The sequence below is a fragment of the Colwellia psychrerythraea genome (genome assembly GCF_000764225.1).
In the GTDB taxonomy this organism is placed as follows: domain Bacteria; phylum Pseudomonadota; class Gammaproteobacteria; order Enterobacterales; family Alteromonadaceae; genus Colwellia; species Colwellia psychrerythraea_D.
The window spans coordinates 210,541-236,232 of sequence record NZ_JQED01000056.1; the positions used below are offsets into that span (position 1 = coordinate 210,541).

At 37.0% G+C, this 25,692-nt stretch carries 36 protein-coding genes; 5 read left to right on the plus strand and 31 right to left on the minus strand.

All coding sequences use genetic code 11. The features are described from left to right. Nucleotides 1–125: 125 nt before the first annotated feature. The gene (gene smrB, locus ND2E_RS0122105) at nucleotides 126–806 is read right to left on the minus strand and encodes an endonuclease SmrB (RefSeq protein ID WP_317628140.1); all 681 of its coding nucleotides are present in this window, start codon (nucleotides 804–806) and stop codon (nucleotides 126–128) included. 138 nt (nucleotides 807–944) lie between these two features. Here smrB and prmB point away from each other — a divergent pair, with 138 nt between their 5' ends. From prmB to ND2E_RS00460, 4 genes are all read left to right on the plus strand, one after another. After that, nucleotides 945–1,889, plus strand: coding sequence for a 50S ribosomal protein L3 N(5)-glutamine methyltransferase (gene prmB / locus ND2E_RS00475; protein ID WP_150113812.1), 945 nt, complete (start codon nucleotides 945–947; stop codon nucleotides 1,887–1,889). A 148-nt stretch (nucleotides 1,890–2,037) separates the two neighbouring features. Continuing rightward, nucleotides 2,038–3,159, plus strand: coding sequence for a chorismate synthase (gene aroC, locus ND2E_RS00470; protein WP_033095943.1), 1,122 nt, complete (start codon nucleotides 2,038–2,040; stop codon nucleotides 3,157–3,159). Between the two features lie 102 nt (nucleotides 3,160–3,261). Continuing rightward, nucleotides 3,262–4,416, plus strand: a complete 1,155-nt coding sequence (locus ND2E_RS00465; protein ID WP_052057095.1) for an MFS transporter — start codon at nucleotides 3,262–3,264, stop codon at nucleotides 4,414–4,416. 79 nt (nucleotides 4,417–4,495) lie between these two features. Then, the gene (locus ND2E_RS00460; protein ID WP_033095945.1) at nucleotides 4,496–4,897 is read left to right on the plus strand and encodes a rhodanese-like domain-containing protein; all 402 of its coding nucleotides are present in this window, start codon (nucleotides 4,496–4,498) and stop codon (nucleotides 4,895–4,897) included. A 139-nt stretch (nucleotides 4,898–5,036) separates the two neighbouring features. Here ND2E_RS00460 and ND2E_RS00455 read toward each other — a convergent pair whose 3' ends face one another. The 14 genes from ND2E_RS00455 to ND2E_RS00390 form a co-directional block, all read right to left on the minus strand. Continuing rightward, nucleotides 5,037–5,405, minus strand: coding sequence for a VOC family protein (locus tag ND2E_RS00455; RefSeq protein ID WP_033095946.1), 369 nt, complete (start codon nucleotides 5,403–5,405; stop codon nucleotides 5,037–5,039). Between the two features lie 154 nt (nucleotides 5,406–5,559). Then, nucleotides 5,560–6,105, minus strand: a complete 546-nt coding sequence (locus ND2E_RS00450; protein ID WP_033095947.1) for a manganese efflux pump MntP — start codon at nucleotides 6,103–6,105, stop codon at nucleotides 5,560–5,562. A gap of 137 nt (nucleotides 6,106–6,242) precedes the next feature. Then, nucleotides 6,243–6,449 carry a hypothetical protein gene (locus tag ND2E_RS00445; RefSeq protein ID WP_033095948.1) on the minus strand — a complete coding sequence of 69 codons (207 nt, stop codon included), beginning with the start codon at nucleotides 6,447–6,449 and terminating at the stop codon, nucleotides 6,243–6,245. Nucleotides 6,450–6,689: 240 nt separating this feature from the next. Beyond that, nucleotides 6,690–7,121, minus strand: coding sequence for a hypothetical protein (locus ND2E_RS00440; protein ID WP_052057097.1), 432 nt, complete (start codon nucleotides 7,119–7,121; stop codon nucleotides 6,690–6,692). 328 nt (nucleotides 7,122–7,449) lie between these two features. Next, a complete protein-coding gene (locus tag ND2E_RS00435; RefSeq protein ID WP_033095949.1) occupies nucleotides 7,450–8,232 on the minus strand; it encodes a PhzF family phenazine biosynthesis protein in 783 nt (260 codons plus the stop codon). Between the two features lie 145 nt (nucleotides 8,233–8,377). Beyond that, complete coding sequence (locus tag ND2E_RS00430; protein ID WP_033095950.1) at nucleotides 8,378–9,034, minus strand: LysE family translocator; 657 nt, start codon at nucleotides 9,032–9,034, stop codon at nucleotides 8,378–8,380. Between the two features lie 85 nt (nucleotides 9,035–9,119). Continuing rightward, on the minus strand, nucleotides 9,120–10,025 hold the full coding sequence (locus tag ND2E_RS00425; RefSeq protein ID WP_033095951.1) for a DUF4350 domain-containing protein: 906 nt from the start codon (nucleotides 10,023–10,025) through the stop codon (nucleotides 9,120–9,122). A gap of 160 nt (nucleotides 10,026–10,185) precedes the next feature. After that, complete coding sequence (locus ND2E_RS00420) at nucleotides 10,186–10,587, minus strand: OsmC family protein (protein ID WP_033095952.1); 402 nt, start codon at nucleotides 10,585–10,587, stop codon at nucleotides 10,186–10,188. Nucleotides 10,588–10,658: 71 nt separating this feature from the next. Beyond that, nucleotides 10,659–10,886 (minus strand): hypothetical protein, encoded by a 228-nt coding sequence (locus ND2E_RS00415; protein WP_033095953.1) that lies wholly within the window; start codon nucleotides 10,884–10,886, stop codon nucleotides 10,659–10,661. A 90-nt stretch (nucleotides 10,887–10,976) separates the two neighbouring features. Continuing rightward, nucleotides 10,977–11,384 carry an ACT domain-containing protein gene (locus tag ND2E_RS00410; RefSeq protein ID WP_033096017.1) on the minus strand — a complete coding sequence of 136 codons (408 nt, stop codon included), beginning with the start codon at nucleotides 11,382–11,384 and terminating at the stop codon, nucleotides 10,977–10,979. A 106-nt stretch (nucleotides 11,385–11,490) separates the two neighbouring features. After that, nucleotides 11,491–11,910 (minus strand): hypothetical protein, encoded by a 420-nt coding sequence (locus ND2E_RS00405; RefSeq protein ID WP_033095954.1) that lies wholly within the window; start codon nucleotides 11,908–11,910, stop codon nucleotides 11,491–11,493. Between the two features lie 139 nt (nucleotides 11,911–12,049). Continuing rightward, entirely contained in the window at nucleotides 12,050–12,898 is an 849-nt protein-coding gene (folD, locus tag ND2E_RS00400; protein ID WP_033095955.1) for a bifunctional methylenetetrahydrofolate dehydrogenase/methenyltetrahydrofolate cyclohydrolase FolD, read from the minus strand. Between the two features lie 171 nt (nucleotides 12,899–13,069). After that, the gene (locus ND2E_RS00395) at nucleotides 13,070–13,678 is read right to left on the minus strand and encodes a nucleotidyltransferase family protein (RefSeq protein ID WP_033095956.1); all 609 of its coding nucleotides are present in this window, start codon (nucleotides 13,676–13,678) and stop codon (nucleotides 13,070–13,072) included. Nucleotides 13,679–13,777: 99 nt separating this feature from the next. Beyond that, nucleotides 13,778–14,386: a uracil-DNA glycosylase family protein gene (locus tag ND2E_RS00390; protein WP_033095957.1), complete on the minus strand. Its 609-nt coding sequence runs from the start codon at nucleotides 14,384–14,386 to the stop codon at nucleotides 13,778–13,780. A gap of 282 nt (nucleotides 14,387–14,668) precedes the next feature. Between ND2E_RS00390 and ND2E_RS00385 the strand changes: the two genes are divergently transcribed. Next, complete coding sequence (locus tag ND2E_RS00385) at nucleotides 14,669–15,910, plus strand: hypothetical protein (protein ID WP_033095958.1); 1,242 nt, start codon at nucleotides 14,669–14,671, stop codon at nucleotides 15,908–15,910. A gap of 97 nt (nucleotides 15,911–16,007) precedes the next feature. Here ND2E_RS00385 and ND2E_RS00380 read toward each other — a convergent pair whose 3' ends face one another. The 16 genes from ND2E_RS00380 to ND2E_RS00300 form a co-directional block, all read right to left on the minus strand. Beyond that, nucleotides 16,008–16,676, minus strand: a complete 669-nt coding sequence (locus ND2E_RS00380) for a haloacid dehalogenase type II (protein WP_033095959.1) — start codon at nucleotides 16,674–16,676, stop codon at nucleotides 16,008–16,010. A gap of 50 nt (nucleotides 16,677–16,726) precedes the next feature. Then, the gene (locus tag ND2E_RS00375; protein WP_033095960.1) at nucleotides 16,727–17,095 is read right to left on the minus strand and encodes a hypothetical protein; all 369 of its coding nucleotides are present in this window, start codon (nucleotides 17,093–17,095) and stop codon (nucleotides 16,727–16,729) included. Beyond that, a complete protein-coding gene (locus tag ND2E_RS00370; protein WP_033095961.1) occupies nucleotides 17,089–17,547 on the minus strand; it encodes a DUF3291 domain-containing protein in 459 nt (152 codons plus the stop codon). The genes ND2E_RS00375 and ND2E_RS00370 overlap by 7 nt, the downstream gene beginning before the upstream one ends. A 150-nt stretch (nucleotides 17,548–17,697) precedes the next feature. Next, nucleotides 17,698–17,967 carry a hypothetical protein gene (locus tag ND2E_RS00365; RefSeq protein WP_033095962.1) on the minus strand — a complete coding sequence of 90 codons (270 nt, stop codon included), beginning with the start codon at nucleotides 17,965–17,967 and terminating at the stop codon, nucleotides 17,698–17,700. A gap of 105 nt (nucleotides 17,968–18,072) precedes the next feature. Then, nucleotides 18,073–18,594, minus strand: a complete 522-nt coding sequence (locus tag ND2E_RS00360; RefSeq protein ID WP_150113813.1) for a GrpB family protein — start codon at nucleotides 18,592–18,594, stop codon at nucleotides 18,073–18,075. Between the two features lie 121 nt (nucleotides 18,595–18,715). Continuing rightward, nucleotides 18,716–19,162, minus strand: a complete 447-nt coding sequence (locus tag ND2E_RS00355) for a GNAT family N-acetyltransferase (protein WP_033095964.1) — start codon at nucleotides 19,160–19,162, stop codon at nucleotides 18,716–18,718. 95 nt (nucleotides 19,163–19,257) lie between these two features. After that, nucleotides 19,258–19,695 (minus strand): GFA family protein, encoded by a 438-nt coding sequence (locus tag ND2E_RS00350; protein WP_033095965.1) that lies wholly within the window; start codon nucleotides 19,693–19,695, stop codon nucleotides 19,258–19,260. Nucleotides 19,696–19,942: 247 nt separating this feature from the next. Beyond that, nucleotides 19,943–20,599, minus strand: a complete 657-nt coding sequence (locus ND2E_RS00345; protein ID WP_033095966.1) for a Bax inhibitor-1 family protein — start codon at nucleotides 20,597–20,599, stop codon at nucleotides 19,943–19,945. Nucleotides 20,600–20,738: 139 nt separating this feature from the next. Beyond that, entirely contained in the window at nucleotides 20,739–21,383 is a 645-nt protein-coding gene (locus ND2E_RS00340; RefSeq protein WP_033095967.1) for a hypothetical protein, read from the minus strand. 520 nt (nucleotides 21,384–21,903) lie between these two features. Beyond that, nucleotides 21,904–22,149 carry a hypothetical protein gene (locus ND2E_RS00330; RefSeq protein WP_033095969.1) on the minus strand — a complete coding sequence of 82 codons (246 nt, stop codon included), beginning with the start codon at nucleotides 22,147–22,149 and terminating at the stop codon, nucleotides 21,904–21,906. Between the two features lie 118 nt (nucleotides 22,150–22,267). After that, nucleotides 22,268–22,630: a DoxX family protein gene (locus ND2E_RS00325; RefSeq protein WP_052057099.1), complete on the minus strand. Its 363-nt coding sequence runs from the start codon at nucleotides 22,628–22,630 to the stop codon at nucleotides 22,268–22,270. A 100-nt stretch (nucleotides 22,631–22,730) separates the two neighbouring features. Beyond that, nucleotides 22,731–23,672: a hypothetical protein gene (locus ND2E_RS00320; RefSeq protein ID WP_033095970.1), complete on the minus strand. Its 942-nt coding sequence runs from the start codon at nucleotides 23,670–23,672 to the stop codon at nucleotides 22,731–22,733. A gap of 82 nt (nucleotides 23,673–23,754) precedes the next feature. Beyond that, a complete protein-coding gene (locus tag ND2E_RS00315; RefSeq protein ID WP_033095971.1) occupies nucleotides 23,755–24,240 on the minus strand; it encodes a GNAT family N-acetyltransferase in 486 nt (161 codons plus the stop codon). A 113-nt stretch (nucleotides 24,241–24,353) separates the two neighbouring features. After that, entirely contained in the window at nucleotides 24,354–24,641 is a 288-nt protein-coding gene (locus tag ND2E_RS00310) for a hypothetical protein (RefSeq protein ID WP_033095972.1), read from the minus strand. A 106-nt stretch (nucleotides 24,642–24,747) separates the two neighbouring features. Then, complete coding sequence (locus ND2E_RS00305) at nucleotides 24,748–25,035, minus strand: hypothetical protein (RefSeq protein WP_033095973.1); 288 nt, start codon at nucleotides 25,033–25,035, stop codon at nucleotides 24,748–24,750. A 117-nt stretch (nucleotides 25,036–25,152) separates the two neighbouring features. Then, a complete protein-coding gene (locus ND2E_RS00300; protein WP_033095974.1) occupies nucleotides 25,153–25,482 on the minus strand; it encodes a DUF2185 domain-containing protein in 330 nt (109 codons plus the stop codon). Between the last annotated feature and the right edge of the window lie 210 nt (nucleotides 25,483–25,692).

The following is a 25,692-nucleotide window of genomic DNA, read 5'->3' on the forward strand; positions in this document are numbered from 1 at the left end:
AAACCAGCCCTTTGGGGAAATCTGAGAATATTATTTTCGTCGTTATATTTGTTTTTAAGGGAATAACCATTAACAAAAAATGTGCCTTGATTATTATTCACTCATGTTTCCTGAAACAAGTATTTTTAAGTGGAGCGGGTATACTTATCTTTTAATTCAATTAATGCCAAAATAGCGCCATTTCCGCCCCATTCTAATGGTGCTTGGTGAAATGCCATAACATCAGGGTGTTGCACTAACCAGTGTGGAACCTTGTTTTTTAAAATATGAGAACCTATACCATGGACAACGCATATACACTGTGCGTGTTCTTTTTGGCATGCAAAGAGTAAGGCTGCTAACTCTTTCTTTGCTTGATGTTGGTCTAAACCATGTAAATCAAGAATTAGATCGGGCCGATAATGACCACGACGAAGGTTTTTGACTTCAAAACTATCCACGCCTTCGCGCACATATTTCATTGGTCCTTGTTTATTTAAGTTAGGTTCAAACTCATCTGAAAAATGAAATTGCGCAATGGCTTTATTTGCCTTGTTATACGCTTGGTCATTTTTTGGGGAAGTGTTAGACTTATGGCCGTTTTTAATCAATCGAACTGTGTCGTTGAGCAAAGGTTTAACTTGACCGACAGCTTCGGCAAAAAGTTGCCTGTCATCAGGCAATACATCTTCAACAGATTCTTTAGTTTTTTGTAATGATTCAACAGTTTTTTTTTGCTGATTCTTACTTTGCGCGTTAGCTTCAATATTGGCGCGTACTTTGGCTTTTATTGAAGAGAGTTCGGATTTTAGGGCTTTGTTTTTCATTGACGCAGTGTAAAACATTTTTGTACTAATACAAATAAATTAATACAGCTAACCTATCATTAGGCTACGCAATAACATGAAACAGCAAGCCTATAAAGCAAACATAAAAGAATGGAGACATCTTTTGAGGAAGAAAATGTGAGTAATACCAATATTGAAAATATAGCAGAGCAATTACACACAATTGCCGACTTTTGTCGTTATGGTGCCAGTATATTTAATCAAGCAGAACTTTTTTATGGCCATGGCAATGACAATGCGTTAAATGAAGCACTTACCTTGGTCATGTTTGCGTTATCCCTACCCGAAGAGATGAGTCAAGATGTCATGACTTGTCGCTTAGTTGATTTTGAGAAAAAAAATATTTTAGCGCTTTTTGCACAACGCATCGAGACACAACAACCTATTGCATATATCACCAACCTTGCTTATTTTGCTCAATTGCCTTTTTATGTTGATGAACGTGTTCTTGTACCTCGTTCACCTATTGGTGAATTGATTGAAAAACACTTTTCCCCTTATTTTACTGAGAAAAATCCACCGCAAAGAATTTTAGATTTATGCACTGGCAGTGGTTGTATTGCCATTGCTTGCGCCAGTTATTTTCCTGATGCTGAGGTCGATGCGGTCGACTTATCAATTGATGCGTTAAATGTTGCGGAAATAAATATTGAAAATCATGGCTTAACTGAACAAGTTATTCCAATACAATCTGATGTTTTCTCTGGGATTGTTGCACAGAAGTATGATTTAATTGTGTCTAACCCACCTTATGTAGATCAAGACGATATTGATAGCTTGCCGGCGGAGTTTACTCACGAACCTGAAATGGGGTTAGGTTGTGGTGAAGACGGTTTAGATATCGTAAGAATTATCTTGGCACAAAGTGCCCAACACCTAAATGATGATGGTGTTCTCATTTGTGAAGTCGGTAACTCACAATATCATGTTGAAGCGCTTTACCCAGATGTAGACTTCACTTGGTTAAGCTTTGAAAGGGGTGGTCATGGTGTCTTTATGCTAAATAAGGCACAATTAGCGCAGCATGGTGAAACGTTTTTAGCTGCCCTTAAAACAACGTAAGTGACACAATAAAATCTATCTAGGTGACATTACTACTTAGAGGGTATATAGATTTATCATACAAAATAAAACGAGTAGAAAGCTGCAAGTACTCATTACAGAGCGTACTCGCAGTTTTAAAAATTTAATTAATAGGCGGTAATGTTCAATGTCAGGTAATACCTTCGGAAAATTATTTACAGTCACCTCATTTGGTGAAAGTCATGGATTAGGTTTAGGCGCAATTATCGATGGTTGTCCACCTGGACTTGAGTTATCTGAAGCTGATTTACAAATTGATTTAGATAGACGCCGTCCTGGTACTTCTCGATATACTACTGCTCGCAGAGAGCCGGATGCAGTTAAAATTCTTTCAGGTGTATTCGAAGGTAAAACGACAGGAACACCTATTGGTTTAATGATTGAGAATACCGATCAACGCTCTAAAGACTATGGCAATATTGCGGATAGCTTCCGTCCAGGCCATGCAGATTATACTTACTGGCAAAAATACGGATTACGTGACTATCGTGGTGGTGGTCGTTCTTCTGCCCGTGAAACTGCAATGCGAGTAGCTGCAGGTGCAATAGCCAAAAAATACCTTGCTGAAAAATTTGGTATGTCTATCCAGGCGTGTGTCACTCAAATAGGTGATATCGTTGCCAGTGGTCCAAATGGTGCTCCTTTTGATGTAAATACTGTTGATTGGTCTATCGTCGAAGATAACCCTTTCTTCTTTCCTGATGAAACTAAAATTGAACCACTGGGTGAATACCTGCGTGATATTATCAAAGAGAAAGACTCTATTGGGGCGAAAGTGACCGTTGTCGCCACAAACGTACCTGTTGGCTTAGGTGAGCCTATTTTCGACCGTCTAGATGCTGATATCGCGCATGGTTTAATGAGTATTAATGCTGTTAAAGGTGTTGAAGTCGGTGATGGTTTTGAAGTAGTTAATCAAAAAGGCTCTGAGCATAGAGATGAACTAACCCCTGAAGGTTTTTCTACCAACCACGCAGGTGGCGTTTTAGGCGGTATTTCTTCTGGTCAACAAATTATTGCACACTTAGCGCTTAAGCCTACTTCAAGCATTGGGGTGAGTGGTAAAACGGTTGATTTAACTGGCGAAGCGACCGATATTATCACTAAAGGTCGTCATGATCCTTGTGTGGGTATCCGAGCGGTACCTATTGCTGAAGCAATGTTAGCGTTGACCCTGATGGACCACTTCCTTCGTCATCGTGGGCAAAATGCTGATGTTCAGTGTAAAACACCGGACATTGAAGCCTAAAAAATAACCGTCTATAGTTTACCTTAGTGAGTAGACACGTGTGTCTGCTCACAACCCCTCTGAATTATCAGTTTCTTTTTCTTTATCGTAAGGCTCGTACGCTTGATCCCTTTCAATATCATGTTTGTTCGATTATCTTCGAGTTACTTTTTTTATTTTGCCCTGCTGGGTTTAATTTCACCTTATTTGGCTATTTTCCTTGATGGACAAGGTTTTAGCTCTCGCCAAGTAGGTGAAATTCTTGCCATTATGACGGCAACAAAAATTGTTGCGCCAAGCTTATGGGCTACATTTGCAGATAAATCAGCACGGCCTTTATTTATTATTCGACTCGGTGCTTTGTTAGCGCTAGTGAGTTTTACCTTACTTTATTGGTTCAGTCACTATTGGCCAATTACTTTTTGCCTCGCACTTTTTACCTTATTTTGGACAGCAATTTTACCGCAGTTAGAAGTGCATACCTTAAATTCTACCAAGCAAAGCAGTAAAATTTACGCACGGGTTCGCTTATGGGGAAGTCTGGGTTTTATTGCCTTAGCAATTTTAGCAGGTGAGGCGATAAGCCGGTTAGGTTATCAAGTATTTACCAGTTTAGGTGTGATCATTTTAGTGGGGCTATTTATCAGCACTTTGTTGCTAACACCTAAAAAAGGGGGCGCGTTAAGTAAAAGCAGGGAGCAAGCTTCTGAGCCTATTGTGAATAAACTTATTGATGGTCGTTTTATAAGCTTCTTTATTGCCGGTCTATTATTACAAATTAGTTTTGCGCCTTATTATGGTTTTTTTGCTTTATTTTTACGAGACTTTTACTACTCAGGTGTGGCTATTGGTTTATTCATTTCACTAGGTGCACTAGCTGAAATTGTTGCCTTTATCTATATGGGGCTTTTATTTAAACGCTTCTCTTTGAATTCGTTATTAGTGTTCAGTATAGCGATTACCTCCTTGCGTTGGTTTTTGATGCCTCTTGTTGCTGATTCAGCACTCTTGCTGGCAATAAATCAATTAAGCCACGCTGCTAGTTTTGCCATTTATCACAGTGCCAGCATGAAGTTTATTTCTACGCATTTTACTAAGAGCCAGCAAAGTAGGGGGCAGGGAGTCTATTTAGGTGGCGTATACGGTGTTGGTGGTGCTATTGGTGCTTATCTTACTGGCTTGCTTTGGTTAGGCGGAGAAGGCGCAACTAATGCTTTTATCATGGCTGGCACAACAGCGTTACTGGGTGCAGTCATTATGATTTTTAGTAAAAAGTAATGGCATCATTCGTTTAGCTAGGCCATTTCGTTGTATAATATTTAGCATCGATAAATTTATTAATAAGGAGTAATTTGACATGAAACATACATTAGTTAAAAAAATTGCCTCTACGCTTGTTATTGCTTTGGCAGTGGCTTCTACATGGCAAGTGTCGGCGAAAGATATTAGTCAAAGCGAATTGCAACAGGTTATGAAAAACTCCCAACAAGTTGTGGTACTTGATGTAAGAACAGTTGAAGAGTTTGAAGAAGGGCACATACCAAGTGCCGTTAATATCCCACATAAAGAACTTGAGGCGCGATTGGCCGAATTATCAGGTGCTAAGAATACACAAGTTGTTATTTATTGTCGTTCTGGTAGAAGAGCCGAGGTTGCTAGACAAGTACTGGAAAAAAATGGCTTTAATCAGTTGGACCATTTATCAGGAGACTTTAATGAATGGAGCAGTAAAAACCTGCCTATAACTAAAGTGAAATAAATGCTGATAAATCGTCTCGGGGCATTCTTAACATGGTTTCCTCGGTGCAAATAAAGCTTGAAGCTATTTAAAACCACTGTATTGACTCTTTGATACCAATACCGTGGTTTTCCGTTTAGTTCAAGATAAAATCTAACAGTTAAGCTATATATGCTTTTACCGGTGACCAAACAGCAAGCTCATTGCCACTAGGTTCGAGAAAGTGAAAGCGCCTTCCGCCAGGAAAAGAAAAAATGGCTTGGCTAATAATACCACCTGCTTTTTTCACCCGCTGTTCGGCAGCCTCTAAATCATCACTGAGTAAAACTAACAAACAAGCACCATTCTCGGTTCTTGAGACGAGTTCAGACAAAAAGAATCCGCCTTCTATGCCTGAATTGCTAAAGGCTGTGTACTCTTCACCATAATCTATGAATGACCAGTCAAAGACACATTCGAAAAATGCTTTAGTTGCTGGAATATTTTTTGCGGGTAACTCTACATAATTAATCACTTCGCGGGGTGTCATAAATTAACCCTCCTAATTGTACTCACTATAACTTAATGGAATTAATATTAGTGTTTTAGTTTGTTCTTTGTTGCAAACAAAGAGAATATTATTGATTTTCTGATATTTTTAAGTCCCTGTTGTTGTTTCAGTATTTTAGGGATTACTTTCCTCATTATGAGAATACTATGATTTTTATTGCCATAAAAATCAAAGTGATACCACCGAATAATTCAGCTTTACTCTCTAGCCATGTACCACCTTTAGTACCCACAAAAACACCCAACCAACTAAAAGTAAAAGTAATAGCAGCAATAGTTAAACAAGCGATAATTGGGCTAACTGGCATGAGTGTTAAACTAAACCCTGCTGCCATCGCATCAATACTGGTGGCGATAGCTAAAATTAATAAAATACGATGTGTGATTTTACTAATATCTTCTTCTATACCTTCAGAAAATGAATCAAAGATCATTTTAGCCCCAATAAGAAAAAGCAATATAAAAGCAATCCATGGTGTATATGATTCTGCCCAACGTAAAAAACCTTTCCCACCAAGATAACCCATTATCGGCATCACCCCTTGAAAGAAACCAAAATATAAGGCGACTATGATACCTAGAGGCGCTATATTACTGTGTTGTTTGGTTGCCCCTAAACCAATAGACACGGCAAAGGCATCCATGCTTAATGCAATTGCGAGAATAATGACTTCTGTCATGTGAAATGTCCTAATGTAAAAAAGCGAAATGACTTACATATCAAGTGATGAAGAGTTTTCAAAGTGTGTCAGAGTTAGTTGTTATGACTGGAAAAAGCTTGCTAGTGTAAACTGACAATCTTCACTGATTAATATCGCTAATGATACCAAATGCTGACCACGATTGTTGATGGCTGAAAGGAACCTCCACTTTGAGATTGGGTGATATTATCAATCTTTATGTTGGGCTGTGTCGCTAGCCAAAGGTTGATTTCACCTTCTAAACCATGATCTGTTGCGGTATCTGATTTTGGGAGAAAACCTACTTTAGGTCGTAAAATCTTAGTAAATATTTTAACTTCCATGAGAGCCTCATATTTCACTTTTGGTTAAATATACTAACTACTTGATGAGTATTTGAATTATCAACACAATACCTTTATAAAAAGGTTATGTTAAAAAATAACATATGTCATTAAAAACTAATATTTAGTAAGTTTAATTGGGGGTAAAGAAAAGAAATCTGTGAACAGGTCAACTACAGCTAGCTATCATCTTAGCGCCGTAATCGCTTTTATTATCTTCTTCTTATGATGTTTTAAGCATTAATCGAGAGATTTAAGTAAACTTTTAATTTCATCTCTTACGTCATCAATGGAACCGACAATACTATCTACTGTTTGTTGTCTACTTGCAATGGTCTCCCAATGTAGCGACCAAACTTCTTTTAAGTCGGTGGTTGTTGTTTTTACATCTTCGTTAGTAAGAACGCTTAAATCATCTATCAGGCCAACAATAACCCAGCCTTTTCTCGGATTACCTTCCTTTAAGTCTTCATCATAGTAAGCTGAATAAACTAATTGCTCTAAAGAGGATAAATTTTTCAGCATCTCAAAACTCGCGGTTCTCATATTATTATTATTTTCAGAAACCTCCATACGCCAAACGTTGTAAGAAAAACCTACCAGAGTAAATAGTAGGCTAAATATTACTGTTCTCTGATATAAATTAACCCGGTTATCAATTTGATTATCCATAGTTCTTCACCGTTATTGCCCTAAGGGTTGCCAAGAGAATAATTGGCTAAAACAAGAGGGACAAAGAAAAATGCAACTACCTTTCTCTTGTTTTAAAAGCCATTTGCTTTACTTAACCTGAACTCGGTTTAAGAGGTATTTAACCCATTGAAATACCGATACAAACTATTTTAATGAGTTTCTGGCTTGATAGTTTTTCTTAATTCAAGGCAAATTTCGCGTCAATAGCTGGTCTATTGCAAGTAAATTTAACGCAGAAGTTAGGAAAAATAGCTGCTAGATAAACATTTGTTAAGCCGAGTTCAGGTTACTTATTAGATACCGCAATTTAAATAAAAATTTCACCAGCCATATAATCTACGGCATTACCTGTCAAAATAACGCGTTCACCTCTCAATTCACAGCTCACTATTCCACTTCGTTTAGATAGCTGGCGACCTTTTAACGAGGGTAAATTTAGCTGTGAGCTCCAATAGGGAGTTAATTCACAATGAGCAGAGCCAGTGATCGGATCTTCATCTACGCCAAGTTTCGGGAAAAAGCACCGACTGACAAAATCTACCTTGTTTGCTGCAGCAGTAACTACAACACCTCGGAGATCGAGTTTAGACCACATAGACAAGTCAGGCTTAAGATGCTTAACATCTTCTTCACTATCTAAAACAATGACATAGTCGAAAGAAGCCATAACTTGTTTAGGCACGATCTCACCTAAACCGGCTAATAAGTCACTAGGGGCATCAATAATTTCTGGGTATGAAGCAGGGAAGTCCATACTAAAACCTGACTCATTTTTAGTCACAATTAGTTCTCCACTTTTAGTCTGAAATTTAACTTGTGGAGATTTAAAGCCTAAGTGTTTATATAATACATGTGCTGCAGCTAGGGTAGCATGACCGCAAAGGTCTACTTCTTCACGTGGAGTGAACCAACGTAGTTGAACTTCTAGAGGTGAACAAACAAAAAAAGCCGTTTCAGATAGATTATTTTCTTCGGCAATCTTTTGCAGGATTTCATCATCTAACCACTCGTCTAGTGGGCAAACTGCGGCAGGATTTCCTTCGAATACGCATGATGCAAAGGCATCAACTTGATATATTTTAATTTTCATGAAACTCCAAGTATGACTTTAAAAAAGATTTAACAACTATTAGAGGCCAAGCTAGACATAAACTTAATGCACGTTTAACCGTTCAGTCATAAGTCTTTAATTGTTGAAAAAAGGTATTTATCTTCGTGACACTTTGTATCTGATATTACTGTTTTACCAAGGCTGATTTTACAATAGCAAAACCAATCATCCCTAATAACGCACCAGTAACTTTGTCAATGTAATAGGCAGCTTTACTGAATTTACCTCGTACAGTAGGCGTTGAAAGAAGGTAAATAATGGCTAAGTCCCATAAAAACACCACCAAGGTCATCCAAATCCCTAATGCCAACTTGAAAGCTAAACCAACCTCAGGTGTGAGAACAACGGTGAAAAGACTAAGATAAAATAATAGATTCTTTGGGTTTAATATTCCAGACATGAATCCAGTAATAAACTCCCTTAGAAATGTTGATTTGTTAGTCTTTTCGTTAGTCGACTCAGCTAGGTCTAAATTGTTGTAAGAGCTTTTGCTTGCACGTAACGCTTGCACCGCGAGATATATTAAAAACAGCCCACCAATAATTTTTAGCACAACCATTATGGTTACTGAAGCAGCTAAAATAGAGCCGACACCAATCAAACATAAGCTAATATATACAGCGTTAGCTGATGCTATACCAAGGGCAACACCTAAAGCGTTCTTGCCTTCGTTTTTTATTGCACTTTTTACAACGAGTACGAAGTCTGGCCCCGGGCTCAATAACGCAAGAAAGTGTGCGATAGCAACGGTGACAAAAATTCCAATTAAACTAATATCCATTTAAAATACCTTTGTGAGTTGTAAGAGTGAGCGCTAGTTTTTATTAAATAATAACGCTACTGTTATTGTGGGAAAATAGTATCGATTAAATCTTTCTTGATAACCAAAGCATGATATTTAATAAAAACTGTTCGTTTTGTTCAGCTCCTTTAGCAATTACGCCCATTTTTATTTTTTCTTTACCACTGACTTGTGCAGTAAACATTGCCGCTTCACCAAAGACAACAACTCTGCCTTTGTCGAACTCCAATGTTGCCCCTTGATTCCAGCCTTTTACTGGTATTTCAGGTGTATCGGCTGGAAATTCCCATGACTTTGTCGGCATATAGGAAATCGCGGAGTCAGCAAAAACGAGCAATGGTTTAGCATCAGGCGGAGATAAGAAAGCCTGACCTGTAAATGCTTTCACTGATGTTATTTCTTCTGTTATACCCGCTCCTTTCAAAATAGGGTGTTCAAGCAAAGTACCTTTATTTACTTCAAATAACTGTGCTTTGTTAGTTACTTCTTCGACATAACCATTGTTAAATTGAAAGCCGAATATTGCAGCCATATCTTCTGCCGCTTTTGGGAATGGCATATGGTCTGCAATCAGAAAGAGTGAGCCGCCATTCTTCACCCAATGATAGACAGCTTTAATTTCTTCTCTCGAAAATGCGGAATAATTTGGTAAATCCCAATTTTCTATATTATTACTATGTAAAGCATTAGAGATTATCAAAATATCAGCATGAGATAGACTATCTTTAGTGAACCTTGTCTTATTTTGTTCAACGGAATAACCATCACTTTTTAATATATCAACAAAAGGTCGATACCTCCCATCCATCGTATGAAAGTTATGGTGCGCTTCATCTAATAGCACAACAGGGGATTGAGTTGCCGAAAATGTTCTCGTTGTGTTTTTAGGGGTAAAACTGGTATCGCCGAGTTGTTGAGCATGAATAGATAACGATATAAATATTATCAAGCTAGATAGTAATTTAACCACAAGAGTATCCTTATTCTGTTTGTAAAGTTGGTTGTAGATTAATATAAGGCAATGCCGTGTTATATAGATTAAACGCCAGGTATTGTATTGATTATGCCTCAATCAGTGAATACTTCTTAAGCGAGCAACATGCAACGCGCCATGAATGTAAACAGTGAGTTTATGAATTGATTATTTCTACCGAATGAGAGATATGCATCGCAGGTTGTAGCATTAAGCACACATGGCAATACTTATTAATCGCTTCTTCAATTGCTTTGTTAAGCAGAGTTTCACTAACTCCTTTAGCCTCAATTGAAAAGTGTAAATTCACTGATTTATATAATCTAGGCTCAGTTTTTGTCAGCTGATAAGTTAAACGGTTGTTGAGACTTTTAAGTTCAATGTCATTATCTTTGAAATAAAGAGTGACATCAGTAGCACTGCAAGATCCTAATGCCGATAATAAAATTTCTGTTGGGCAGGGTGCTGATTTATTATCGGCATCAATGAAAACTTCAAATCCAGCTTCGGTAACAACTTGGAAGCGGCAATCGTTTTGCCAAGTAACATTAATAGTCATATTTTTCCTTTTAAATAACCTAGTATGATCACAATTTATTGTCGTCGGTCATGATGAATTATACTCAATGTTTACTTACTCTTAGCGAGCAAGTGTTTAGTGAGGGCGGGGCGTAATGCGGAAATAATATTCATAACATTATCGCTGGTATGGTTTAATAAAACCCAACCATCTGTGCCCATCACTTCAATAGAACTAACATCTATTTTACCATCCTCTTCATCTTCATGCCCCCAGTACCCAGAAATGCGGTAAATACCTAAGGATGTATTGATACGACTGATAATAAAATTATTCACGAATCCTCAGGTAAGTAAATGGTTGTTAACTCGCTGATAATACAAAGCTAAAGTAGCAAGTTATAAATGCCGCTAGGGTTGATATTATGTCTATCGCTCTTGTTGGCTGCAAAATTCATTTAAGACTGTTAACGCTAATTCAGCTTTTTCTGTTTGAACAAAGATGTGGTCGTGATAATAAGCGGCTATTACATTGGCGCTTATATTATTAGCGGCTAACTTACCTGAAACAGCTGCAGTGAGACCAACAGCATCTAGGCTTGAATGTATGGTTAAGGTGATCCCTCGAAAGACAGACTCAAAAGGAAGTTGATTGGCAAGTGCCATTTCTTTAGTGATGACTAACGTTAAGCCTTCAGCTTCATGAAAAGAGGCTAATGGTGATAAGGCATTAAAATCAAGATACTCACCTTGCACTGAGCAAAATACATATTCATCAGTCATTAAGCTAGGTGACATCGAGGCCAACAGCGTAGTTAAATTGGTTTCACCACTCATAAAAAATCCTTTGTAATTATATTTTTCTATCAGGTTAACATTGCTAAATGCATTGTCAGCAATAAACACAACAGTTCTTTTGTTTGATTTTTCGGTTAAACGTTGTTTATAAGTTTGCCCATTGCTGCTTTAGGCCTATGAGGTGGATAATACCAAAACATAAACAGATCGAAGAGCTCCACAGCCAAAATTCAGGAGAACGTCCCATCGGTGAATTAACAAAAAAGAAACCTGCAATACCGCGAATTAAATAAATAATGGTAATTAGAATAAGGGCTAAACGAATAAAAGGTAAGCGAAAAATAATACCTGCCGCAGAAAAAGCATAAAGTGCCCAAATAGAAAGAACCGCTACAATACCACTAGTGATTAGGCTTGGTTGAATGCTACCTTGCTCAGCGAGTACTGCCATTTGCTCTCCAGCGCCAAAAAAGCGATACCAAGGAGCACCAAAGTAAATGCATCCTATGTGAATAATGGCGGCGATAGCGCTTAACATACCAGCAATAATTAAAAAAGCATTCATATTTTGGTAGAACTTCCGTGTTACCTACTGCTCAATCAAGCAGACAAAAATAGCGACTTAAACGGCAATGAAGAAGATACGCAGTTTTTGCACCACAATTTATTGTGAGTCATTATTGTTGTGTAATAATCAGTGAGAATTAGGGGACAAATTTTAATTCACACGCTTCAACTGTTTGATAGATTAAGGTGTTTATCGTCATTGGTCCTACACCTCCAGGTACAGGCGTATACGCTTTCACGCGATCAACCAATGGCGTTAATTCAATATCACCTACACCACCTTCATGATATCCAGCGTCTATCACTACAGCATCATCCTTAATCCAATCGGCTTTGATGAATTCTGGCTTACCTACAGCACCGACGATGATATCTGCATTTTTTATGATTTTATCAAGGCCCGTTGTTTTTGAATGACAAATAGTAACGGTACAGTTTTTATTCAGTAGCATCATTGCCATGGGTTTGCCAAGAATAGGGCTTCTACCAACCACAACGGCATGTTTACCTTCTAGCGGGATATCATAGGCTTCTAAAATCCGAATGATACCTTTTGGGGTAGCGCTACCGTAAGATGTTTCATTCATTGCCATCCGACCGAAACCCCAACACGTTACCCCATCAACATCTTTAGATAAATCAATGGAATCAAAACATTGTCTTTCATTAATTTGTGCAGGAACAGGGTGTTGTAATAAAATGCCGTGAATGTTCGGATTGGCATTTAGTTTTGCAATTTCAGCCAATAATTCTTCTGTTGTTGTCTCTTCTGACATTTCAACTTTTAATGAATCCATGCCAATTCTGGTACAAGCGTTCGCTTTCATTTTGACATAAGTTGCTGATGAAGGATCATTTCCCACTAAGATGGTGGCTAAGATAGGTATTGCACCGTTACTCAATTCTTTGAGGCGTGCGACTCTTGAGCGCAAATCTTCTTCAGATTTTTTAGTAACGCTTCTCCCATCTAGAATCAATGCTGACATATATACAATCCTTAACTACAATTTTTAAAAGGCGAATACCAGTCAAATTAGTTCATTAGCCTGACTGGAAAAATACCCAAATAACGGGCAAAATTTAGGTAACTAGAATAAGCGACAGAGCAATAAAAGCCAACAATATTTTGTCCTTGTTTAACAGCTTGTTATGAACAGTTACCACTTTTCTATCGATAATTTTGGCCACTGCTCTTTCCATCTCGTCGCTTTATTCTCGTAAATAGTTTGGTTTACCAATACTTTATTGGGACGAACTCTCAAAGAAAACATATCTTGCAACCCATAAGGGGCTATAAACTCTAATTGATCTTTATTCATGCGCATTGCCAGACACGCCCCGATAACAGGCCAAGTAGCTATCGATTCTTCAATGCTATGATATTGTGCTTTGGGTATACCAAAACGTTGTTCATACCATAAATGCACCCGAGCAATATTTTTAATATCAAATGGGATAGTGGCGTTAGTGGCATTAGAAAATACCTTTGTGAAAGAACGAATATGATTATTTTCGGATACCCAAGTTAAATCATTGTCATCCCAATATAAGACATCAATGTCTTTTACATAGGTATTTAGTTCATAACCATGAATCACGTTCCATACATTCTGAAATATAATACCTGCGCCAACCCATGCATTGGGAAGTTTAGTTATTTCTTTTAAAATTTGAGGCATTCCATCCATGGACATTACGAATTCAGATAATAAATCAACTTGTTTGTTGAGTGATAGGTGCTGTCCATTTAACAATTTATTTTTCATGGGTTTTAAGTCTACTTGCAATCACTAAATTCACTAAGAGGTTTGAAGTTAATGACTAAAATGTGAGTTAAGAAAACAGAATAGTGATCTGTTACGTGATTACACCTCTTTTGAGTCAAGAGGGGAAGAGCTATTTAGTGATTCGCGAACACGTTCTCGAAGCCTTGGCAGTAATTCTATCTCGAACCAAGGGTTCTTCTTAAGCCAAATATTATTCCTAGGACTAGGGTGAGGCAGTGGGATGATATGTGGCCAATAGAGTTCCCATGACTTAACCAAGTCTGTTACTGAGGTATTGGTTACGCCCATATGGTATTTTTGCGCATAACTACCTAACACAATAGTGACTTCAACTTGCTTAAGGTGAGCTAGGATTTTTTCTCTCCAAGCTGGCGCACATTCTTTTCTTGGCGCAAGATCTCCTGTTTTCCCCGTGCCGGGGTAACAAAAAACCATGGGCAAAATAGCGACTTTTTCTGGATCATAAAACTCTTCTCGTGTTACGCCCAACCATTCACGCAAACGTTTACCACTGGCATCATCAAAAGGTATGCCTGACGTATGAACTTTCAGACCAGGCGCTTGACCAGCGATCAAAATCTTTGCCTTGGGATGCACTTGTAACACAGGGCGTGTGCCATGGGCTAGTTGTGAAGCACAAATGGTGCAACGTTTTATATCATTAAGTAGAGCAGTAAACTCTGTCATTTGTACTCCATTTGTCATGTTAGATAGCTGTTAATCATTCGTTAAATCACAAAGGGGCGAACGTTTTAAAACTAAGTACTTCACCTGAATATCAAGTATGAATTATACCACTAAATACTAATAACGCTTTTGGTATGTGTAGTAATAAGTCACATCAAGCTAAATATAAGTAAATTAGTTAACTAATTGTATTGGAAGATTAATATTTTCTTGTACTTGTGGTTACTACTCAATACAATCCCGCGCTAAATACCATACTTATCACACTAATTAGGGAATATCATGAATTTAAAGGGAACTTTTGCTCGGTACTCAATCATCTTAACCACATTGTTAACACTTTTGTCTGCTTGTGGTGGAGGATCCTCAGATGGAGTCGTTCAGGAAGTCGCAGAGCTAACATACCAGCCGTTAGCCAGTACAATGACAGTTAATGAAGGAGAAACGGTAAATTTAACATTGAACTTAACAGGCGAAGGAGCCAAAGAAGTTAAATTCGACTGGCAAGTAGAAGGGGATATTACTTTTAGCGGTCAAGGCTCTGACAGTATTAGTTTTGTCGCACCAGAAGTTGATACTATCCGCAGTATTAGAGTGCAGGTCAAGCTTGCCGACTCAAACAGTCGGACCATTGGTTTTTCTAGCCAAAGCATATTTATATCAGTTAAAAACGTCGAAAAAATCACAGATCCTGTTAACAATGGTGAAGAATCTGATATACCTGTGGTTACTGCGTTAAATTTTAATGAACTTAATGACACTAGTACTTGGTTCCATGAAACGACCCAATTTACGAATGAACTGAACGAAGATGGCACGACAACGACAATTGAAACGCAACAATTGAGTTTAGTGCATATAGAAACGGTGAATGTTGCAACAGAAACGGTGACACTGTCAGAGTGTGGTTTCAGTGGAACGGTTGATCTTGTTATTCCAAGTTATAGAGAGAGTTATGAATGTGGAGATCTTCAAAGCTCGCTAACCATTCGTCAATCTGAGGGAAAATTTAGGTTAGAACGCATGTGTGGTAATAACCTTATTGCAACAAGTACTTACACTAAGAAAAGTGATGATCGCTCAAACTCAAATGGCGAACTAAACATCGATTTTTCGAGCTATGACAATCTAGAGAAAACAAGTGATGTATGCGGTATTGTCGCTACTGCTGAAGTGAAGTCGTATGATACAAATAGTACGCTATCAGGGACGGCTAACGCGTCAGTATTACGTTTATTTACTGAATATCAAGGAAACCCACTAGAATTACAGTTTCAGATAGATGAATTTCCTACAGCTGGCTTTGCAAGTTTATCGACAGGGTTTTTAAATGATAACTTTGCTAAGATATTCTCTAATGTTTTACCCGACATTAGTAATTTATCAGAGAGTGACTTAGGCAGCATAATGTTTGATTTTGATAATGATGAGAAAAATATTAAGGCTGACTTTGATTTTTTCGTCACCTCAAGAGCAGGCCCTCGAGAAAGCATTAAAGGTGAATTTACCTTGGTTTTTGAATAAAATAATATGCTTTCCATGAACATTGAAACAATGGGTCGTGTTCGCGCACTGCCTGTTGTTTATGTTGTTTATGTATAATGAGTTTTTTAGAGTAACTTCATGTTTTGATAATCTGTTTAACTATATCTTCCATTGTTGACGCATAAATATCAGGCTGACGATATAGAGGGTGATAGATTGCCCCTGAGCGATTAATATAGGCAGCGCTCATTCCTACCGACAAAGCACCATGAGTATCCCAATCATGTGTCGCGACAAGTCTCAAAGACTCCAGTGATTGATTTAATTGTTTAGCTGCAAATTTATATACGGCAGGATCAGGTTTAAAACTGCCGGTTTCTTCAACTGAAATAATCTCATCAAAATATTCTGTCAATCCTGCATTGGTCATTTGAGATGATATGAGGTTGAGTGAAGAGTTTGAAAAAGCCACAGTACGAAAACCAGCCGACTGTAACTGAGTCAATGCCGGCTTAATATCATGGTGAGCAGGGAGAGTAGCAAAGCCATTAAGAATATCATCACGCGCATGAGCCGACAGTGTTATAGCCATGCGCGCAGCAATCGATTCAAGCATAGTGCCGGCTAAAGTGGCAAAGTTAGTTTTCACATTTGTCATAATACACACAGTAGATGAGTGCAAAAGCATTGAAAACCATGTCGCCATCACCCTTTCGTCACCAAAAGCTGTTTTGAACTTGGGTTTTAGTACACTAAGGTCAAGTACCGTCTCATTTATATCAAACAATATTGTATGTCGTTTCATCGCAACCTCATCTTGTGAATTTATAAAGAAAAGTCAATATAAGCACTTTCTTATTGGGAATTATTAGGTAGATAAAAGGTATTTAAACATTCCGCTTCACTTTTATCTACGCATTGTAATAAAGGGTTCTTGGCATGATTCCCGCCATTATCTTTAGGGATAAAAAGCAATAACGCGAGTAAAGAAAACGTAATTGAAAAGGGAATATGTACGAGCGCATAACCAATATGCTCGCTTTTAGCTAGTGAATTATCAACAACGGCAATATAAATATGAATTAAAGTAACCAGTGTTACAGGCAGGAAAAATAAAATAAATAAATTTCCAGCGTATTCAATATTAAACAAAAATAAGATGATTGCTAAACAGATGTGTGCGATTGAAATAATAGGGGGGAGAGCTAATAATATTTTTAACATTTAATTTCTACAAATTCTGAAGCAGTAAAATTACTTTTAAAGGTAAAGGCATACGGCGTATCTCCGTTACTACGAAGAAAATCTAATTTCTCAACTGCTTCTTCAATAGTAGGGATATGACCTTTAGGCACCCACCATAAAACATAGCTGTCCTCAGCTATGTTATGAAACCATTCTTTTTTACGTCTAAGAAAATTTCGATGATGGGTCCTAAACATGAAGTTTTTAAGTGCATCAGTAGATTCCCAAACTGACATATTTACAATAACATCAAGGTCTGAAAAAGCCTGAATATTGGTAGCATCACCCTGTTCATCTTTTAATCGCCAGACAAAACCTTCACTCGATTCCGCTAGATTATTTACTGGCTCTAAATTATCTACAAAATCTTTAATTTCAGGGGCATCTAATGAATACTTTGCTCTGGCAATATTTAATTGTGCTAGGTGCATATCACTTCTCCTTGGTGAATAACGCTTGATTTAGCGTTTTTTAAGTCTTTCTATCCTAAGTCATAGTTACGATAAATGGTCATTTTTAGTTATCAATGCGATAGATATTGGCTTCAAAAATCTTCTGAGCATATTTCATTCGTTAACCCCCTATTTTTTTCGCGCACTGAGTTTTCTAATCAGTTGAACTAGGGTTCCGATAAAAAAATAACCCACAAATTGACCAGACATAAAGAGTACCATTTTAGGGGCAAAGTAAGTCTCTTCACTAAAAAAACTAAGAGTCAATATAGCAGGAGACACTAATACGCTATAGCCTGGTAATGATACTGGAACCATATAGTAATTAAACAAAAAAGCGCCAAGTCCAATCGAAATGCCAGTAAATCCCCAGATTGAAGAAAGTTTAAAATTTATCATAATTCCTTGAAAAATTAGTTGCCTAAATGAATGAACTAAGTGATAAGTTGCTTAAATATTTGGGGTAGGGCAACACAACCATGGGGTTGTGTTTTATTCATTTCCTTATTTAGCGCTAAACCACCTAATCGCTAGTTGTTCATGTTTTTGAATGAAATCGTTTTTAAGCATCATGTAAGTCTGAATATTATTGCCGCTTTGTGATGCAGCCATTCTTTTTACTTTATCATAGGCTAATAACGTTTTTGGGTGTGCAATTAAGTACTCTTTAAATGCTCTATGGCGACATAAATGCATATCATCAGTTTGAAAAGCATGGATATGATGACTATGTTGAACACCACCTTTTTGAAAATAGCGCCTACCCGTAATGCCATTTTCTCCCTTTACTAGATAACCAAGAGTTTCAATATGCTTATTTACTTTATCTAACTCAGTGAGGCAAGTTACCTCAATTAAAATATCAATAACAGGCTTTGCTGATAAACCAACCACAGATGTGCTTCCAATATGCTCAATTTTCAGTGCGTTCTGACCAATAGCCTCGGCCAATAATACTTTTTCACTTTCAAATAATCTAACCCACCGTGGATCGTAACTAACAACCTCTATAACTCTACTTGTCAAATTTTTCTCCATTTATGCATCATGACCAATTCGGGGACTGATAGCTAATTACTTAACTTAAATTACAAAGCAAAATAGCGCTGTACTATTCGCAGCTCACTCAAATGTTAGTTTTAGTGTGTTAATCAATCAACATTGCTACTTTTTCAATACCATGCGACGGCGTCCATCTTTTATACTCAACAAAGCCATGTTTTTTATATAAGTTTATTGCCGGAGCATTAACCACAGCTGTTTCTACACTGGCTTTTGAATAATCAAATATTTCTAGAATATAGGTGATTAATTTATTGGCTATACCTTTTCTAAAATAACGTGGGTCAACAGTTAAGCTATTAATTTCTAAATGCCTATCGGCTATATCGACTTCTATAATGGCAGCGAGACCTCCTTTTTCACTAAAACCATAAAATAGGGTGTCTGAGTTTTCGATGTCTTTAGTACTTCGCATTAGTGGGGGAAAATTAAGCGTACCTATAAGCTCAGCTTCAATATTATAAGAATTCTGAAATATGGTAAAAATTTGATGAGCTATTTCTTTATTCGACTGATTAAGTTTTTTTATCATACTACGTTGAGTCTCAAAATATGCGCTGTGTTATAGCGTCACGTTACGCTGAAAGTTATTGGTAAACACTTAAAATAAGTGAAAACAGTCAACGATTATTTTTCTGCATGATGTTCTTGCAGGCTTTTGATAAAATTATCAAGGCTAGGCGGCATGTCATCATGTTTGATACCACCGTCTGAAATCTCGTCCCAATTGGCTTTTGAACTACAACATAGGTGTGTCGTTATTTTGATATCAACATTTTCGACCAAACCCATAGGAATCCAGTAATAATTAGATTCTCGAAGCCTGTTAGGAACAGGGCACCCACAGTGTTTGCAAAAATCAGAAGTAAATCCAGAAGCCTTTTGCCAATGGCTAATTGAGTCAGAACCAGCAACCCAGCTAAAGTCTGACTCTTTGACAATCGTTGCCGTATTAGATGTTGAACCCGACTGTTTTTGACATAACTTACAATGGCATTGGTACAAAGCTGCTACCTTGCCTGAAACGTTAAAACTCACACTTCCACAATTACATGAACCTTTCATACTAACCTTCACTTTAAGTTTGTTTTTGCCCGACACATAATGGGCATCTAAAATTTATTCATTACTCCGAAAAGCATGGTGCCAATTTATACGTTGCTTTAAGATTTTTCACTGTTCTCAATATATCAAGAGCCCAAGAAAGTCTTAAACAGACTCATTCAATCAATCGTTAATTGCAAAGGGCTAAAATGATAAAAAACGAAAAACAGCCAACTATTAATTTTTCGTTTAATGTGCTTGTTATATGCTACTTTCTACCTAAAATTCTGAGTATACGTAAAAACAAGTTAATAATGTCCATATACAATGCAGCGGCACTATCTACAGCATTATCATACGTTTTAGGAATTGCATTTGCTCTAGCCCAGTCATATCCAATATAACCGCAGAAGATAATCACAACAATCCAATCTAAAATTCCGTGATGAGTATTAAAAATGAATATTTCAATTAATTCGACGACGATTACACATAGTAAAGCTATTGTAAGTCCTCCTGCTATTTTATTGAAAAAGGCAGGGTACATAGATCCTAAAAGCATCATGACGAAAGTTACCATGCCCGTAACTCTTATAGCTTCGAGTACAATATCTGGATTATATTGGCTTACAACTAAATTAATAATTAAGCCGAAAGGAACGACGACAAAATTATAGCCAATAAAACTGACCACTGGGCTATCAGATTTACTAAAGAGATAAATACCAAAAAAACATGATGCAAAATAACCAATGATGAAGACTATTGGATTGATACTGCTTATAGATTCTACAGGAATGTTTAGAACCATTATCCAGTTTATGGCAAAGCCCCAAATCAGTGTTATACCAATGACAAAATTGTAAGTTGAAGCACTTATTATCTTGTCATTGGTTTCTGTTCTGTCAAATACATCTACTTCCATTTTATTTCCCTATAGTTTGAAGTTTTCACAATTCTCTCCTAGTGCATAACGCGCGAATAACAGACTAAGCAATGATCGGCCAAAATGTGAAACGAAGCGGAACGCAACCAACAGTTACGTGTCCTTTCTTATTTTTTTGTTAGTTTTGACGACTAATTAACATCGCCACACCTAACCAAGAAAACCATACTATTTGACCTAAGCCAAATATTTCTGTCAGTATTTCAGCAGGATAAATAGTGAGAATACCCACAGAACCAATAAATATTCCGAAACAGTTTAACAATTTTGGAAGCTCAATAATTTTTAAGCCAGCAAGACTCAATAAAAGAACCCATAAGCCGCCGACAACTTCGTTACCTCCCCCTAAACCTTCAACGATAGTATTGATAACTACCCAAAGGGTCATTGCTTGTTCTGCATTTTTAGCAGATAAATCGATTACAGCACCTAACCCTATATTTGCAATCATTCCACTTGCTATGACGAGCCCAACCCAAACAATACCGAAGATTGAAGCCAGTTGTGATAAAGCAGGGGCTTTATTTTTCATACGTTGATGGATCGCTAAAACTAATATAGCCAAAAAAAGACCAAAGGCGACATACATAGTTAAATTAACTATCGACAAAACCACCTGATTATTAGTTAAAAAAATAAATTTTTGTGCATCCTCTGCACTTACAGGATAATCCCAGAACACTCCAAAAAAAACAAAAGCAGATATGTAAATAGCGGCCTCAAAAAGTGCTGCAATGCCACCTAATTTTTGTAAATTATTCACGACTCTATCCTTGAAAAGAAAAACTCAAGTTAACATAAAATAATAGTCGTTATTGACTTCAATATGTAACAAAAGCTAACGCTCTGTTAAGGGAAAAATTGTAGCCTCCTCAATGTTATGAGGAAGTGTCCACTACTTCAAAGTACGTTTGATTGCCTTGTATGGTTAATTCACCCGTTTGACTCGTTCTTATTGCTTTGTAAAATTTTGATGTTTGCGTTTAATTCTTTAATATCTGCTTGGGAGTTCTCCATTATATTTAGCATTCGCTTAACTCGTTTAGAAATTAAAAAGATGAATACGGGAACCGTAATCCATAAAAGCCCTAAAAGTATATAAGCAAAACCAGTGAACAGACCAAAATAGTTTGGGGTAAATTCCATTTTAAATTATCCAATTAAGCTAAAGCCCTAATAATGGGCAAAAAATAGTTGGCTAGAATAAGCGACGAAGGAGCAAAAGCCAATTGAATTTTCCTGAGTAAACAACTTATTATTCATACAGGGCACAATACGTTGAGTTACTTTTTAGTAATACATTTATCTTTTATTTTCCCGTCTGAGTTAATGCACATATTTTTATCTTTTTTGACACAATCATATTCCGGATCTTGAGAAATTGCATTTAGCCCACCGAAAATAACTGCTGTTAAAGCATCAGAACTTCCTTCAGCCCCTTCAACTGCATTGCAGCTGTGTTGCTCAAAATTGTTAGAGCTACAAGCAGATAAAAATAAGCAGGATATAAATAAGTTTCGAATGAGCACAGCAATTCCTTATATGTATAACGCCCGTTAAGGGGAAGTTTATATGTTGGCTACAATGTTTGAGGAACGAAAAACAGCCAATTGTAAATTTTTCGTTAAATGGCCTTGTTAAGACTATTTATTTAGGGCAAAGATTTATTAATAATTGATTAATCTCTCCTCGACCAGACCAAGCACGCCAGAACGCGGCAAGTGCTATAGAAGAAGCTACTGCTAGCATTAGCCATTCTTTGTGAACAAGGTGCGTTCCAATAGCGCCGAGCATAAGCCCCCCCAGACATAATGAAGATAGTGAGGATAACCGTGTAATTAGTAAGCCTAATGCGCCAAAAACTTCAACTATACCAGTAAAATACATAAATGTACTTGGGTAACCCCAACGTACAAATGCCTCGACCTCGAATGGCAATGATAATAATTTTGCACAACCCGAAGCGAAAAATATTAGTGCGAGAATATAGCTCAAAATACGTGCGATCATTTATAACCCGAATACCTCATTCAGAGGCAAATAATTGTTGGCTAAAATAGCGACGCAGGAGTAAAAAGCCAACTGATCTTTATCCTGCTGAAATGACTTGTTAGATGTTCTCTTTTACAAAACTAAGAATATCATTATGAATTTTCAAGTTAGTACCATGCCCAATGTCTTTATATGTATGAAAAACAACATTTACATCGTTTGCTTTGTAAATATCTTGGCATTTAGTCCAACGGTCAGGTTGCATATTTTGTCCTAACACTAAGTGGATAGCTTTTCTTTCTACATCTGAGTATGCATCATCGTATTTAACAGCGTCATTGGTATCGTTTTCGCCCATAAACAAAAACTGTGGTAAAGATGCCCATTTAGCTTTATTAAAACCTGTACCTGTAATTTTTTTAAAGTCATTGATACCTAGAGGGTAATTTAAACTCTCACCTGAGACTTTATCGACAGGTAACATTAAAATTCCATTTAACCCACCTGCAACGACTAACTGAAGGCTATCTGGATGCAACATAGAAAAGCGGTTAGCCAAACTTCCTGAAGCAGAAAACCCAGTTAAAATAACTTTACTGTGTACTTTCACAGAGTGTTTTGTGAGTTCTTTTTTTGCTTCAGAAATCATTGCTAGTAATTGTAAGTCTAGCCTTTTTAAATCTCCAGACTCTACTAACAACGTATCTCTATCTAATGCGTGAGTATATATTTCCCAATCGGTTTTTGAACGAGGAAAAATTGGAATAAGTATTGGGGAATTTAATTTTTTTGCTACCCATGGGCCTACTGCATTACCCACTATAGCTTTTTTAGCGCTTTGATAATGTACATCGAAATCATCAGAAACAGCACCAGTATTGTTAGTTTCAACCACCAAATAATTTGTGTCGATATTCGTAGGAATCTTTAATAAAAACGGAAAGGAAAAGCCTTTCTTGGGATCCGCATTAACTTCAATAATTTTTTCTGCATAGCTCACGTTACTTATCAATATAATAAATACAGCAACACTTTTTATAATTAACTTCTCGATTAGCATGATGAATCCTCCTTGAGAACATCTAAGGTCACCATTAACCGTCGCCGCATTTTTTTTACGGCGTCACTGTTAAATTGCCTTGTTAGAAGTTACTCTGTTTATTCCACTCAACTACGGATATAAAATATGTCGTAAAACTCCGTCCCCAAAGTTCTGTCTTCTGAACTTTAGAAGCCTTTCTTTTCAAAAATCTGTACTTGGGGCGAGTTTCAAGCAGGTGGAACATTATTTCTTTATGTCCCAATTCCTTGGCCCAACACATTAACGTCTTGAATATCGAGATACCAAAACCCCAATATTGCTTAGATATGACAATAGCTATTTCAAAACCATTGTCGTCAGGCTGAATGCCACACCAGCCTGCCAGTACGCCATCTATAAATACAGCTCGAACACGACAACCAGGAATAGATTCTGATTGAGTCTTCCCATTCATCCACTCTCTGATACTGACAGAATCAAAATGCATATGATCAATTAGGTGCTTTCTCAACGTTTGATCATTAACAACCAGCAAAAAGTCGTCTGGATTTACGTGCTTGAAATTTACGTATTCAATTTCACTCATATCTAAATATTTCTAACGCCACAATAAGTGGCTAAGTAATGGTTGGCTAAAATGTGAAACGAAGTGGAATGCAGCCAACTATTACGCATCTTTGTTTATTTTCTTGTTATATTTCAGTTGTTTCTATGTTCTGCTAGGAATGCTGCATATTCTGATCTAGCTTTGCTATCAGGTTTTATACCTTTAGATTCACACCAACTTACAAGTTTACTGATTTTGATAGATATTTTTTTAACCTGCTCGCCATTTGCTCTAAGTTCGCTGATAGCATTTTCAGCATTATGTCGCCATTCTTGATATGTATCATCTAGAGAATTTGGGTCGTCTACAGTTTCCTTTAAACATTGCCATTCTTCAGGTTGAAACCACGCGAAAGAATATACTATTTGTTGTTCACCCATGTTTGAATACTCCGTGAAATATAACGCTTCGCTAAGAGGCGAGTAATTGTTGGCTAAAATGTGAAACGAATTGGAACGCAGCCAACAATTACGTGTCCTTGTTTATTTACTTGTTAGGTGAATTGCTAGGTACAAAAAGATCTAAGAAAAACTCAACCCAAATAAATGTAGTTTCCTTTTTATTAGCATCGGCTCTCAAAGCATCTTTTTTAACCTTACATTGAGAAAATATAACATTGGCATCGTTACCTAAAAGCTCATAATGATCACCATAAGCTATTTTTCTACAATCATTTATATCTGCTGATTCATTACCAACACTTGCACAAGAGGTAACTAAGAACACAGCGCATAATAAAGCAGTTTTAACTGAAACAGTTTCAAAAGACGACATCAACGATATTCACCTAACGCCCTCATTAATGGGCCAAATTTAGTTGGCTAAAATTGTTGAGGAACGAAACACAGCCAACTATATTTTGTCCAGATTAAACAGCTTGTTATGTGAATACTACTCTGTAATTACAATTAAAACTCCGTTTTCATCTCTTTCACACTCGGTGCCGATTGGAAGTTCAATGAAAGGAATTATTTCAGGGTCATAATTCGCAATAGTATTTAAGTCATAAACTGAATGATTATTTGGCTCACTCATATATTCTTGAGTTTCATAACCAGACAAAAATCGCCAGCCATTATCCATTTCATTACTCGGTGTTTCACGGTACATATAACCAACCAAATTACCTTCAACAGTAATTTGGTCCGTAGCAATGCACCCACCGTAACCGACAGCAATAGGAGTTATTTCATCTGAGCTTAATTTAAAACTCTTGACCATATATATTCACATAACGCCTCACTAAGAAGCAAATAATAGTTGGCTAAAATTAGCGACGAAGGAGCAAAAACCAACTGTTATTTGTGATCTTCCCCCGATAAAGCGGACACATTTTATTTTACGCTGCCAGGGCTTCATATTCTATTGGAGAACAATAGTTTATCCCTGAATGCATCCTCGAAACATTGTAGTATTTGTTAATGTAACTTC